Below are 12,458 nucleotides of genomic sequence, written 5' to 3' on the forward strand. Positions count from 1 at the left end.
AAGACGCGCCTTTCACCCCTCGCCTCAGTGCAGGCCAAACTCACGCAGCAGTTCTTCGCGATAGCGCACGAACTGGCTTTCGCTGCGATCGCGGGGGCGCGGCAGCTCAACCTCGATCAGCCGTGCCGTGCCGCCTTTCTCCCTGGGCAGGATCAGCACCCTGTCCGCAAGATAGATCGCTTCCTCCAGATCATGAGTGACCATGACCATGGTGACGTTCTCCTCGCTCCAGATGCGCGCCAGCTCCTCTTGCATGCCGATCTTGGTCATGGCGTCGAGCGCGCCTAGCGGCTCGTCGAGCAGCAGGATTTCAGGCTGCACGGTCAAGGCCCGGGCGATGCCGACGCGCTGCGCCATGCCGCCCGAAAGCTGCCGGGGATAGGCATCGCTGAATTCGGCCAGGCCGACGAGCGCGGTATAGAAGCGGGCCTTGTCCTCGGCCTCCGCCTTGGGCACGCCCCGCACTTCGAGGCCAAAGGCGACGTTGCCGAGCACTGTCAGCCAGGGCAGCAGGCGCGGTTCCTGGAAGATGACCGCGCGCTCGGCGCCGACGCCATGGACCGGCTTGCCGTCGATCGCGACCCCGCCGCTGTCTGCTGCCTCCAGCCCGGCAAGAATGCGCAGCAGCGTGGTCTTGCCCGATCCGCTGGCGCCGACGATGACGAGACATTCACCGGAGCGGATATCGAGGTTGAGCGCCCTCAGCACGGCAAGAGGGCGCCCACTGAGGGTGAAGGATTTGGAGAGGTCGCGTATCGTGACCTCGCCGCCGCTTTTGCTGGCCATGGCACCCGTCTCCCGGTCAGTTGGTCTTCGTTTCGCCGCGCCGGTAGAGGATGTCAGCGGCTTTCAGCTTGCCCTTGGGCAGGCGGCCGTCGCGTTCGAGCACGCTGACCCAGAAGTCGATGTCGCGATCGTCAGCCTTCGCCCCTTCGCGCAGGCCGAAGCCGGTCCAGTAGCGCGCCAGCGCGCCATTTTCGCCGCGCTTGTCGAGGATATCAGCAAGCACCTTGCGCGCCTCGTCCGGGTTCTGGCGCGACCAGTCGGCGGCGCGCGCCGACTGTTCGACGAAATTGCGGGCGCCATCCGGATGCGCCGTGATGAAGTCGCGCCGCAGGACAATGAAGCCGCCGGCCAGTTCGCCCAGCACATCGGTGTCGTTGAACACGCCGCGCACGCCGCCATTGTCGACAAGGGCGCCGGCAAACGTCGCCTGCCAATAGCCGAGTGCCGCGATATCGACCTGGCGCGACCGCAAGGTCTGCTCGAGCTGCGGCCCGGGCACCACGACGAGGTTAGCGGCATCCGGCGGCAGGCCGGCTCCGTGCAGCGCCTCGCGCACGGTATAGTCGAGATGGGCGCCGAGCGTGTTGACCGCAATGGTCTTGCCGGTGATGTCGGCAATCGATTTGATCGGACTGTCTTCCAGCACGTAGAAGACGCTGCGCACTTGGCTGTTGATGCCGTTGCTTGGATAGGCGGCGACGAAGTCGTTGCCACCGGAGATCGAATTGATCACCGCAGCGGTTGCGGCCGAGCCGAGATCGACGCTGCCGGAGGCGAGCGCGAACAGCGATTCCGGGCCGCCGCCGGAGTAGCCGACATTCTCCAGCTTGACGCCGAAATCCTTGAAATAGCCGAGCTCGTCCGCCAGCTCATGCGGCGAGATGCTGCCGCGGCTGGCAAGGTAGCGCAACGTGACCGGCGCGGCTTGCGCAGCGGCAAAGCGAGGCAGGCCGGCGGCGATGATGCCGGCGGCAAAGGGAGCGCCGGCAAGCAGGGAACGGCGAGTGATTGGCATGGTCCGGTCTTTCTTGTTGGAGAGGTTGGCCTGTTGGAGAGGATGGCCTGTTGGAGAGATGGTGAGAGCTGGTCAGTCGATGGGATCGCTCCAGCGGCAGAGCCGCCGCTGCAGGCTGACCAGGGCCTGGTTGGCGATCAGGCCGAGCCCGGCGAGGATGACGATCGCCGCAAACATCAGCGGGATCTGGAAGTTGTACTGCGCGTTCATCACCTGGAAGCCGATGCCCTTGTTGGCGCCGATCATTTCGGAGGCGATCAGCAACAAGAGCGCCGTGGTCGCACTCAGCCTTAAGCCCACGAAGATCGACGGGACGGCCCCTGGAAGCACGACACGGCGAAACACGGTGAGCCGCGCGGCGCCGTAGACCCGGGCCATCTCGAGCAGTTTCGGATCGACTTGCTTGACGCCGCTGATGGTGTTGAGCAGCAGCGGAAACAGCGTCGCCCAGAAGATGACGAAGACCTTTGATGCCTCCCCCAGCCCGAGCAGCAGGATGAACACCGGGTAGAGCGCCAGCGCCGAGGTCTGCCGGAAAACCTGCAGGATCGGGTCAAGCGCGGTTTCGACGGTGCGCACCTGGCCCATGAACAGGCCGAGCGGGATAGCGACCGCCACGGCCGCCGCGAAGGCGAGGCCGGCGCGCTGCAGGCTGATGGCGATGTCGCCAAGCAAGGTGCCGCCGGCCAGGCCGTTCCACAATGCGGTGACGATCGTGTCGATCGGCGGCAGCACAGCGGCGTTGACCCATCCCGCGCGGCTCGAGACCTGCCAGATCGCGAGGAAGGCGATCAGGATGCCGTATCGGGACAGGAAGCGGACGACAGTCCGGTTGGCCAGGCGCGGAAAATCGGCGCCAAGGCTGGTTCTGCCGTCATGTGCAGCGATCGTGACCGGCTGCTCGATGTGTTGCAGACTCATCGTCTTGCCCTTTGCTTAAAAGAATTTATTCGGCGGCCAGCACCTTCGAGCGGGCTGCGGTCCAGGGGTTTTCCGGCCGCCTGAGGCCGAGATTCTCGCGCAGCGTCCTGCCTTCATAGGCGGTGCGGAACAGGCCGCGGCGCTGCAGCTCGGGGATCACCAGGTCGACAAAGTCATCAAGCGCGCCAGGCAGCCATGGCGGCAGGATATTGAAGCCGTCGGCAGCCTCGTTGCCGAACCATTCCTCCAGCTGATCGGCGACCTGCACCGCGCTGCCGATGACGGTGTAGTGGCCGCGGGCCGTTGCCACCCACTGGTAGAGCTGGCGGATGGTGAAGTTGTGCTCGTCGGCGATCTGGCGGATCAGCGCCTGGCGGCTCTTCATGCCTTCGGTTTCCTTGCTCGGCGGCAGCGGTCCGTCGAGCGGGTAACCGCTGATGTCGAGCGTTTGGCCGGCCAGCCCGTTGAGCAGGGCGACGCCGTCCTCGGGCAGGATCAGCTCGTTCAGCTGCTGGTACTTGGCGCGGGCTTCGTCTTCGGTGCGGCCAACGAACGGTGCCACGCCCGGCATGATCAGCACCTGTCCGGGATCGCGGCCGGCAGCCGCCACGCGCGCCTTGATGTCGCGATAGAATTCTTGCGCCGAGGCCAGGTTCTGATGAGCCGTGAAGATCACCTCAGCCGATTGGGCGGCGAGCTTGCGGCCGTCCTCCGACTGCCCGGCCTGCACCACCACCGGGTGCCCTTGCACCGGGCGCGGCACATTGAGCGGGCCTTTGACGCTGAAATGCTGGCCCTTGTGGTCGATGTCGTGAAGCTTGTCCTTGTCGTAGAAGCGGCCCGACTTCTTGTCGCGGATGAAGGCGTCGTCTTCCCAGCTGTCCCACAGCGCCTTGACCGTCTCGACATGCTCATGCGCGCGGGCATAGCGCTCGGCGTGGTTCGGCTGGGCGTCGCGGTTGAAATTGCGCGCGGTGTCGTCGCCTGCCGAGGTCACGACGTTCCAGCCGGCCCGGCCATTCGACAGAAGATCGAGCGAGGCGAATTTGCGGGCGAGCGTATAAGGCTCCTCATAGGTGGTGGAGGCGGTGGCGATGAAGCCCAGATGCGTGGTGAGCGGCGCCAATGCGGCGAACAGCGTCACCGGCTCGAACCCGGCGATCTTGGCATTGCCGCCTTCGCGGGCGCCGAGGCCAACGGTCAGATTGTCGGCGAGGAAATAGGCGTCGAACAGGCCGCGTTCGGCGGTCAGCGCGAGCTGCCTGTGGAACTCGAAATTCGTCGCGCCGTCGGCCGGCGCCTCAGGATGGCGCCAGGCTGCGATATGCTGTCCGCCACCGGGCAGGAAGGCACCAAGCTTGATCTGTCTGGACTTGCTGGGTCTGGTCATTGCGGGTTCCTTCTGTGCTGTGCGGAAAGGGAATCGGCTGACCGGCGTTCAGGCGGCAAGACCGACGCTGCGTGGCGTTCCGGCCACCCGGCATGCTTCGGCGACCGCTTGCCTGACGCGAGAATGGATGGCTTCGGAGACCAGCACGCCGTCGGCGAAGTCCTTGTCGGAGGCGTAGATCGCGGTCGGCAGGGTCAGTGCCTCGAAGAAACCGAACAGCGGCCGCAGCTGATGTTCGACAACCAGCGAATGACGATCGCCGCCGCCAGTTGCAGCGAGGATGACCGGTTTTCCCCTCAGGGACGACGGGTCGAGCAGGTCGAAGAAATGCTTGAAAAGCCCGGTGTAGCTGCCTTTGAAAGTCGGCGAGCCAACCACCAGGACATCGGCACCCAGCAATCGCTCGACGATGCTCCTGGCCAGCGGAACCAGATCGCCGATGCGCCTTGCCAGCGGGAAGGATTGGCCGAGATCCTCGATGTCGAAAACGGTCGAGGCTGCACCGGTGCTGCTCGCCACCTCCGCGACGATGTGGCTGATGAATGCCTTGGTCTTCGACGGACGGGTCAGGTTGCCCGACAGCCCCACCACCAGTTTCTTCGACATTTCGGTCTCCTCGCAAAACGGCTTGTGTGTAGTAACTCTACTTAGTTTATAGAATTAAATGAGCGAGAAGATTTCAAAACGAGCCCGCCAAGCGGATTGAGTTTGCGGCACATCGCCGTTGATTGGTTCATTCGACGCGCAATGCGGACGCCGAGGTTTAGGGCAAGGGCGCCTTGACCGCATTCCGGCCACGCGTTGATGATCAAGCGCACCAAAGGCATCGCCCGGGGGATTCGCATGAAAACAGCTGTTCTGACGTCTCTGCTCCTGGCCTGTTTGTTGGCATCGCCGGCGCAGGCGGGATGGAAGCCGATTGAGACGGTCGAGACCTACGCCGTTTCAGGACAGACCGGTCCCCAGCTCCATGCCTCGATGGGCGAGCGGGGGCCGATGATCGGCAAAGGCAAGGTCCGTGCCATGGCCTACACCAATTTCAAGCTGACCTGGGTCAGGGATTATCAGCGACAAGGCAATGCCTGCGTGCTGGTATCGGCGCGGCCGAAGCTCATCATAACCTACACCTTGCCCAAAACGTCCGGGCCGGTGCCGGCCGCCGTGCAGAAGAGCTGGGACGTTTTTGCCACTGGCCTCGCCGCCCACGAAAAGGTGCATGGCGACATCATCGTCGACATGGTCCGCAAGATCGAGACGGCCACCATCGGCCTGTCCGTCCCCGACGATCCCGGCTGCAAAAAGATCAGGACCGAAATGACCAGGCGGCTTACCGAACTCTCCCAGGCGCAGCGACAGGCAAGCCGCGATTTCGACCGGGTAGAATTCGCCCCGCGCGGCAATCTGCAGCAGCTCATCGTGAATTTGCTGATGGGGCGGTAGGGGCGGATGGAGCGAAGCACCCCCCCTCTGCCCTGCCGGGCATCTCCCCCTCAAGGGGGGAGATCGGCTGACCGCAACGCCGCACCTCGTCCTTCAACATCCGCGATTGAGGCCGGAGCGATACGAAGGCGCAATCTCCCCCCTTGAGAGACCTTTGCACAGAAGCCGAACGGTGATTCTGTGGTGAAGGTTGGAGCAGGGAGATTCGGGATGGCGGATCGTGTTTTGGGTCAGTTGAGTCTGGCGGACGGTCTGGCGGCGTCGGATGAGACGATTTTCGACCTAGTATCGAAGGAACTGGACTGGGCGCCGATCCGAACATTGCTGGGTCAGCGCAGCGGTCCTGGCTCGGGCAACACCAGCTATCCGGCGGAACCGCTGGTGCGCTGTCTTTTGCTGGGCATGTGGCATGGGCTGAGCGATCCGGCGCTTGAGGCGCAGATCCGGGACCGATTGTCGTTCCGCCGCTTTGCCGGTTTCAGCCTTTCGGACCGCACGCCCGACCATTCGACACTGTGGCGCTTCCGCGAGGAGCTGACGCGTGAGCGACTGATCGACAAGGTCTTTGAGGAGATCAACCGTCAGCTGGAGGAGAAGGGCCTGATCGTCAAGCGCGGCACCTTGGTCGATGCCACGTTCCTGCAGGCTCGTGGCCGTCCGCCCAAGCAGCCGAAAAAGGGCCACCAAGGTCCGGTCAAGCCGTCGGCCGACAAGGATGCGCGTTGGGGCAAGAAGGGCAAGAAGAGCACCTTCGGCTACAAGATGCACATCGGCGTCGACCAGGAGCACACCTTGATCCGGCGTGTCGAGGCGAGCGACGCCTCGGTCACCGACACCGAGCCGGCCGACCAGTTGATCTGCGGCGACGAGAAGGCGGCCTATGGCGATCAAGCCTATTACACCCACGCCCGCCATGCCCGGCTCGCCGCCGCCAACATTAAGGACCGGCTGATGCGGCGGCCCAACAAGCATCACCCCGAGTTGCCGCCGCGCCACAAGCTGCGCAACCGGCTGATCGCCAAGGTGCGGGCGGCAGTGGAGCGGCCTTTCGCCGTGTTCAAGGAGCGTTACGGCATGCGACGCCTGCGCTTCTTCAACCTCGCCACCAACCGCACGCAGTGCATACTGGCCGCCTGCGCTTACAATCTGCGCACCATGATTGGCGTCCTCTATCCACCCGATGAGAGGCGGACATGAGGGAGGAGTGCGTCCACAATCCGGCAGGATGGCTGCCTAAACCGACAAAGGCCTCGCAAGGGCCGCGGAAAACCGCTCTGCCGGCCTTCAAAAAGGCCCCCACTGACCACCGAACTCCACTTCGCTCCCCGTGCAAAGCCCTCCTTGAGGGGGAGATGCCCGGCAGGGCAGAGGGGGGTCGGCGGCGATGAGCCACTATCCTGTGCCGCCAATCAACCGCCGCAATGCGCGCAAGATGCGTAAAGTCATGACGGATGCCGAACTGAAACTCTGGAACGAGATCAGAGCGCATCGCCTCATGGGACTGGCGTTTCGGCGCCAAATGCCCATCGCTGGCTACATCGTCGATTTTGCTTGCCCGGACAGAAAGCTGATCGTCGAACTAGATGGTTCCCAGCATGCCCAGGCCGAGGCCTCGGCGTCGGATGCCGCGAGAACGGCAAAGCTTGAAGCGCTGAGCTGGACCATCCTGCGCTTCTGGAACGACGACGTCATTCGTGACCTCGATAATGTCTGCCAGCACATAGTCATCGAGGCCGGCGCGGACAGGCGCTGACTCTCACTCCACCACCGGCGTCCACATCACATCCTCGACCCGCAGCGCCCCAGTTGCCAGCATCACCAGCCGGTCGAAGCCGAGCGCGGCGCCGCTTGCCTGCGGCAGGATGCTCAGTGCGGCGAGGAAATCCTCGTCGATCGGATAGCGTTCACCATAAACGCGCTCCTTCTCGTCCATCTCGATGGTGAAGCGCCGGCGCTGCTCGGCGGCGTCGGTCAGCTCGCCGAACGCGTTGGCCAGCTCGACGCCGCAGCAATAGAGCTCGAAGCGCTCGGCGGTCCTCGCATCATCCGCGCTCGGCCGGGCGAGTGCCGCCTCCGAAATCGGATAGCCGTAAAGGATGGTGGCGCGCCCCTGCCCCAGCGTCGGCTCGATCTTTTCCACCATCACCCTGCTGAATAGATCGGCCCAATTGTCGTCGGACGCGGTGCGCAAGCCCGCCTGGACCAGAGCCGCGTGCAGCGCTTCGCGATCGGTGCTGCCGTCGGCGGCGACCGTGGCTAGCAGGTCGATGCCGGCATGGCGCGAAAAAGCCTCGGCGACGCTTAACCGTTCCGGCTCGGCGAACGGATCGGCCTCGCGGCCGCGAAAGGAGAAGCGTTTTGCGCCGGCGCGCTCGGCGGCCAGCGCGACAAGCCCGGCGCAATCCTCCATCAGGCTCTCATAGGTTTCGTTGGCCCGGTACCATTCGAGCATGGTGAAGGACGGATGGTGTAGCGGGCCGCGCTCGCGGTTGCGATAGACGGCACTCAGGCTGAAGATGCGCTTCTCGCCGGCGGCGAGCAGCTTCTTGCAGGCGAATTCCGGCGATGTGTGCAAATAGAGCGGCTGGCGCTGCCCGTTCGGGCCGATCGCCTCGGTGGCGAAGGCTGACAGATGCGCCTCGTTGCCTGGCGAGACCTGCAGCGCCGCTGTCTCGACCTCGATGAAATCGCGACGGGCAAACCAGTCGCGCAGGGCAGCAGTGATGGCATTGCGCAGGAGCAGCCGCGGCCGGCGGTCGGTGTGGACATCGGGCGTCCACCAGGGCGAGGCGGCGGTCATGACAGGCCGATTTGCATCGAGGACTGGCGATTGCAGCCAAGATGCGCTAGTCCGCACCGGACGGCTCCCGCAGCCGATTTGCGCCGGTCGGCGCTTCCAGGCCAGTCAACGCTCTTAGGAATAAAGCCCGTGAAGGTCATCGCCAGTTCCCTACGCAAAGGCAATGTCGTCGAAAAGGACGGCAAGCTCTATGTGATCCTCTTTGCTGAAAACATCCATCCCGGCAAGGGCACGCCGGTGACCCAGCTCGACATGCGCCGCATCTCCGATGGGGTGAAAGTCTCGGAGCGCTACCGCACCACCGAGCAGGTCGAGCGCGCCTATGTCGAGGAGCGCGAGCACACCTTCCTCTATCGCGACGGGGAAGGCTTCCACTTCATGAACCCGGAAAGCTACGACCAGGTCGCGGTGTCGGAAAGCGTGGTTGGCGAGATGGCGCCCTATCTCACGGAAGGCATGGCGGTGCAGGTCTCGCAGTATAATGGCATCGCCATCTCGCTGGTGCTGCCGCAGCGCGCCACTTTCGAGGTGGTCGAGACCGAGCCGGTGACCAAGGGCCAGACGGCATCGTCCTCTTACAAGCCGGCAACGCTCTCCAACGGCGTGCGCACGCTGGTGCCGCCGCACATCAGCGCCGGCACCCGCGTGGTGGTGATGACGGCGGATGGCGCGTATGTGGAGCGGGCTAAGGATTAGGGGCACTCAGCACCCCACATCGGCTTCAACAATTGAAGGATGGATCGTGCTCGACGCGCTCGGTCAGCGCCATCGACCTGGCGCCGTCCTGCTCGAGACGCGGAAATCCTCGCGCTAGCGGGAGGTGCCCGATCCGTCGCGCGGCCATAGCGCACTTGCGAAATGCCCTCTCTTGAGCAATGCTCCACCCTTAGCAGGGGCTTGAGGAATGACATTTAAGGCAGTCGCGCGGATCGATACGGTGGTGTCGATTGCAGGCTCACCGAATCCAGGCGGTAAACCGGGATGGCCTTCAAGAAACTGCGGATTTGGCTGGGATTGAAAGACGATCCCGCAGCGATCTCGCGCCACGCTAAAATCGGACGCGGAACCTATGGTGTCCACGGCAGGACATTCCTCAATTGCACGGCGGAATCACCAGTCGAGATAGGCGCATTTTGTTCTATCGGACCAGGGACGCTCTTTCTGTGCCAGACTGATCACCCAACGGATACGGCTTCCACTTTTCCTCTTCAGTCGCGGATTTTCCGGCAGAAAAAGAACTTGGAGTACCTTGTTTCGAAAGGCCCGATCCTCGTCGGCAATGATGTCTGGATCGGAGCCCGCGCGATCATCCTTTCAGGCGTGACCATCGGCGACGGAGCAATCATTGCCGCCGGCAGCGTCGTAACCAGGGACGTTGCGCCATACACGCTTGTTGGCGGCAACCCAGCCAAGGTGATCAAGCGCCGGTTCTCCGACGAAACGATTGCCGCGCTGCTTGAAATCCAGTGGTGGAACTGGCCCATGGCGCAGCTAAAAAAGGAACGCGCCGCCTTCGACCTGTCTGCAGAGGTTTTCGCCAAGCACTATGCGGCCCGTCAAAATTCGACGCGGATGTAGACTTGACTGCGAAGGCTGAACGCTGCGCCAAAGCCAGAGGTTGTGCGGGTGCTGCGTATAGTTTGGAGCGTTAGGTAGATTTCGGCAACAGCTGGGCTGATTTGCCTTCAAATGGAAGCCGGCTGGATGCGCGGCATTCAGCCAAGGATAAGACCCGCTACCAGAACCGTCAGGATAAGCGAGAGCGGAACAGCGAGCAGGCAGCACGCCTCTAAAGTGTTGATTTGCCAAGAGTTCATCGGGCGCTTTCCCATGTTGGTTTCCTATCTAACGGGCAGACCGGGACGGCAGTTCCATGGAAAATGCCAGGGCGTCATCCGCGCCGCTATCGTGCTGATTGGCGCGAAGCCGCATTCCGAGTTATCCAGCGGGCACGCGCCAGATGCGTCGCCCAAGCCCGGAATGCCCGTTCTGGCTCTTGCTCCGGGTCAATGTGCAGAACGGTGTGGGCGACCTCACGCCAATCGGCCCCGTCCGCCGACGCATCGAGCAGCCGGATATAGGTAAGCATGTGGTCCTCGTCATAGCCGGTCAGCGCCGAAGACGTCGGCGCGACGTCTGCAAAATGAGGGTCTAACAGCGGCTTTAACATTGCGATCTACCAGCAATGGCGCACCGTAACAGACCATGGAGAAGCCTGCGCCCTTCAATTGGAGGACGCGGGTGGGTCGAGGCTCGCTGCCTCGCCCCGAAAATCAGGTCGCCTCCCCCGTAATCGCCACGGCCGAACCAGAACACGGATGATGTTGAAGGCGGCAGCCACGTCCTGGCATCTATGTGGTCGACGGAAGCGGCTTGGCTACATTCGCTTCAGGGGCTTTAGATGAGCCCATAGCACTGCGGCGGCAAACAAGAGCGCGAAGACAAGCGAAACGTTAAAAATCGGATGGGTACTGGACACAGCCGCCGTTGCCACAACAATGCCGACGATCACAAAGATTGCCCCTAAAACAACGCCCATGAAACGCATTGCCAACCCTCACATCTCTTGGTCAGGTAGGCGGCCTCTGGCGGCGTGACAAGTTCATTGTTCCCACCCCGCTCGCGCCCCTACCCCCGCGGCCGTCGCATCAGCATCATCCCGTAATGCACCGCCAACAAATCCAGCCCTACCTTGAGCAGTTTAGACACAACGTCCCGCGCCTCTCCCGTCTGCTCGGCCAGGCTCTTCACCGTTTCGCCATGGCAGCAGACTTTTTGCACCACGACTGACACTTCCCAATGCACAAGCGCCTTGGTGGCGTCGGCGTAGGAGCGGCCGGCGGACAGGATGCGGTCGGCAACGCCGCCGCCGATGCGCCCGCCATCGACGCGCTCGGTCAGCGCCGTCGGCTTGACGCCGTCCTGCGCCGAGACGCGAAAATCCTCGCGGTAGCGCATGCCCGCCTCGCGCTGCTGGCGCGACAGCGAGGTGATGCCGGTCAGCGGGTCGACATTGCGCACCCGCACGATGCCGCCGGGCGGGCCGTCGTTGGAAACCTCATAGACACGCCTCGCCTCCAGCGTGCCGACCGCGAGCCGTTTGCGGCCGAAGGCATCGTCCTTCAGCGCGAAATCATGGCCAACCTCCTTGCGAATGCGCACCTGCTCGGCCTCGCCCTTGGCTAGTTTGGGCGGCTTGGGTTTGGCCTTCTGGGCGGTCTTCCTGCTCATCGGTTGCTCCTCGTTGGTGATTTCATGTCTGCCCCTCTCCGTCTCGGCTCGCCGCGACACTCTCCCACAAAGCGACGACTAGGAAACCCAAAGCCGCCGTCCGTTCGGCGATCAGCTCATGCCGCATCCGCCAGAGCCGTACGGCGATGATCGCAGAAGCGCGCCGCGTGATAGGCGCAGTAGCTTTTCAGCGGCCGCGTGCGCAGGCCGCAGCACAGCATGTCCAGTCCCGGCCGGCTGCCCGGCGCGTCGTTTTCGAGATCCTCCTCCAGCGTCAGGTCGAGCGGCGCGCGGCAGCGGTTGAACAGGCAATCGATGAAGCGCATGGCCGCGACATGCGGCTGGCGCCCTACGGCAGTGGGGTGCGGCGTCGGCACCTTGACGGCCTCGCTATCGGGCCCGTGGATCTCGTGCACGAACTGGCGCTGCGGCAGCCAGACCGGCGGCGCCAGCCTGGCCGGCGTCACATGCCTCGCAGGCCCGCTTTGTTTTGCCAGCCTCGCTTGCCCAGGCAGCTCTGCTTGCCCAGGCAATCCGACCGGCTCTGCGGATTTGCCCGGCCTGACGAGCTTTGCCGGGTTTTTTCTAGGCCGGCCGCCGGATCTGCCCTGGGGATTGGCAAAGCCGATGGCGCGCAAGTCGGCGTTGCGGTGGACGACGCCGATTATCGCGTTGCGCGACGCCGGGCCGCCGCGCAGCGCGCTCAGCCGGTCGGCGATCCTGGCGGCGGACAATCCGTCCTTCAGCCAGCGGGCGATGCTTTGCAATTCTGTGTCGGTATAGGCGGGCATGGTGTTCTTCCGTCTCAAGAGATTGCGTGAATGCCGAAGCTCGTCCCTCTCCCCGTTCACGGGGAGAGGATGCCGGCAGGCAGG

General features: G+C 63.7%; 13 protein-coding genes. 5 read left to right on the forward strand and 8 right to left on the reverse strand.

The annotated features are described in order from the left end of the window. Nucleotides 1–24: 24 nt before the first annotated feature. The 5 genes from RPG13_RS26105 to msuE all read right to left on the reverse strand — a co-directional run bounded on the left by RPG13_RS26105 (nucleotide 25) and on the right by msuE (nucleotide 4,718). Complete coding sequence (locus tag RPG13_RS26105; RefSeq protein WP_337126341.1) at nucleotides 25–786, reverse strand: ABC transporter ATP-binding protein; 762 nt, start codon at nucleotides 784–786, stop codon at nucleotides 25–27. Between the two features lie 16 nt (nucleotides 787–802). Further along, nucleotides 803–1,801: an ABC transporter substrate-binding protein gene (locus tag RPG13_RS26110; protein ID WP_337126342.1), complete on the reverse strand. Its 999-nt coding sequence runs from the start codon at nucleotides 1,799–1,801 to the stop codon at nucleotides 803–805. A gap of 72 nt (nucleotides 1,802–1,873) precedes the next feature. Beyond that, entirely contained in the window at nucleotides 1,874–2,722 is an 849-nt protein-coding gene (locus RPG13_RS26115) for an ABC transporter permease (RefSeq protein ID WP_128284062.1), read from the reverse strand. 25 nt (nucleotides 2,723–2,747) lie between these two features. Next, on the reverse strand, nucleotides 2,748–4,112 hold the full coding sequence (locus RPG13_RS26120; RefSeq protein WP_127293684.1) for an LLM class flavin-dependent oxidoreductase: 1,365 nt from the start codon (nucleotides 4,110–4,112) through the stop codon (nucleotides 2,748–2,750). 48 nt (nucleotides 4,113–4,160) lie between these two features. After that, entirely contained in the window at nucleotides 4,161–4,718 is a 558-nt protein-coding gene (msuE, locus tag RPG13_RS26125; protein WP_337126343.1) for an FMN reductase, read from the reverse strand. A gap of 237 nt (nucleotides 4,719–4,955) precedes the next feature. Here msuE and RPG13_RS26130 point away from each other — a divergent pair, with 237 nt between their 5' ends. The 3 genes from RPG13_RS26130 (at nucleotide 4,956) to RPG13_RS26140 (ending at nucleotide 7,305) form a co-directional block, all read left to right on the forward strand. After that, nucleotides 4,956–5,552 (forward strand): DUF922 domain-containing Zn-dependent protease, encoded by a 597-nt coding sequence (locus tag RPG13_RS26130; protein ID WP_337126344.1) that lies wholly within the window; start codon nucleotides 4,956–4,958, stop codon nucleotides 5,550–5,552. A gap of 210 nt (nucleotides 5,553–5,762) precedes the next feature. Continuing rightward, on the forward strand, nucleotides 5,763–6,749 hold the full coding sequence (locus tag RPG13_RS26135) for an IS5 family transposase (RefSeq protein ID WP_126103272.1): 987 nt from the start codon (nucleotides 5,763–5,765) through the stop codon (nucleotides 6,747–6,749). Nucleotides 6,750–6,936: 187 nt separating this feature from the next. After that, a complete protein-coding gene (locus RPG13_RS26140) occupies nucleotides 6,937–7,305 on the forward strand; it encodes an endonuclease domain-containing protein (protein WP_337126345.1) in 369 nt (122 codons plus the stop codon). A 3-nt stretch (nucleotides 7,306–7,308) separates the two neighbouring features. Here the strand turns inward: RPG13_RS26140 and epmA are convergent, their stop codons facing one another. Continuing rightward, complete coding sequence (epmA, locus tag RPG13_RS26145; protein WP_337126346.1) at nucleotides 7,309–8,352, reverse strand: EF-P lysine aminoacylase EpmA; 1,044 nt, start codon at nucleotides 8,350–8,352, stop codon at nucleotides 7,309–7,311. A gap of 129 nt (nucleotides 8,353–8,481) precedes the next feature. Here epmA and efp point away from each other — a divergent pair, with 129 nt between their 5' ends. Continuing rightward, nucleotides 8,482–9,048 carry an elongation factor P gene (efp, locus tag RPG13_RS26150; RefSeq protein WP_095482799.1) on the forward strand — a complete coding sequence of 189 codons (567 nt, stop codon included), beginning with the start codon at nucleotides 8,482–8,484 and terminating at the stop codon, nucleotides 9,046–9,048. Between the two features lie 285 nt (nucleotides 9,049–9,333). Continuing rightward, the gene (locus tag RPG13_RS26155) at nucleotides 9,334–9,930 is read left to right on the forward strand and encodes a CatB-related O-acetyltransferase (RefSeq protein ID WP_337126347.1); all 597 of its coding nucleotides are present in this window, start codon (nucleotides 9,334–9,336) and stop codon (nucleotides 9,928–9,930) included. 1,050 nt (nucleotides 9,931–10,980) lie between these two features. Here RPG13_RS26155 and RPG13_RS26165 read toward each other — a convergent pair. After that, nucleotides 10,981–11,583, reverse strand: a complete 603-nt coding sequence (locus RPG13_RS26165) for a DUF6456 domain-containing protein (RefSeq protein WP_337126349.1) — start codon at nucleotides 11,581–11,583, stop codon at nucleotides 10,981–10,983. 116 nt (nucleotides 11,584–11,699) lie between these two features. Next, a complete protein-coding gene (locus RPG13_RS26170) occupies nucleotides 11,700–12,374 on the reverse strand; it encodes a GcrA cell cycle regulator (protein ID WP_337126350.1) in 675 nt (224 codons plus the stop codon). Nucleotides 12,375–12,458: the final 84 nt, after the last annotated feature.

The organism is Mesorhizobium sp. ISC15 (assembly GCF_037162615.1).
Taxonomy (GTDB): Bacteria; Pseudomonadota; Alphaproteobacteria; order Rhizobiales; family Rhizobiaceae; genus Mesorhizobium; species Mesorhizobium mediterraneum.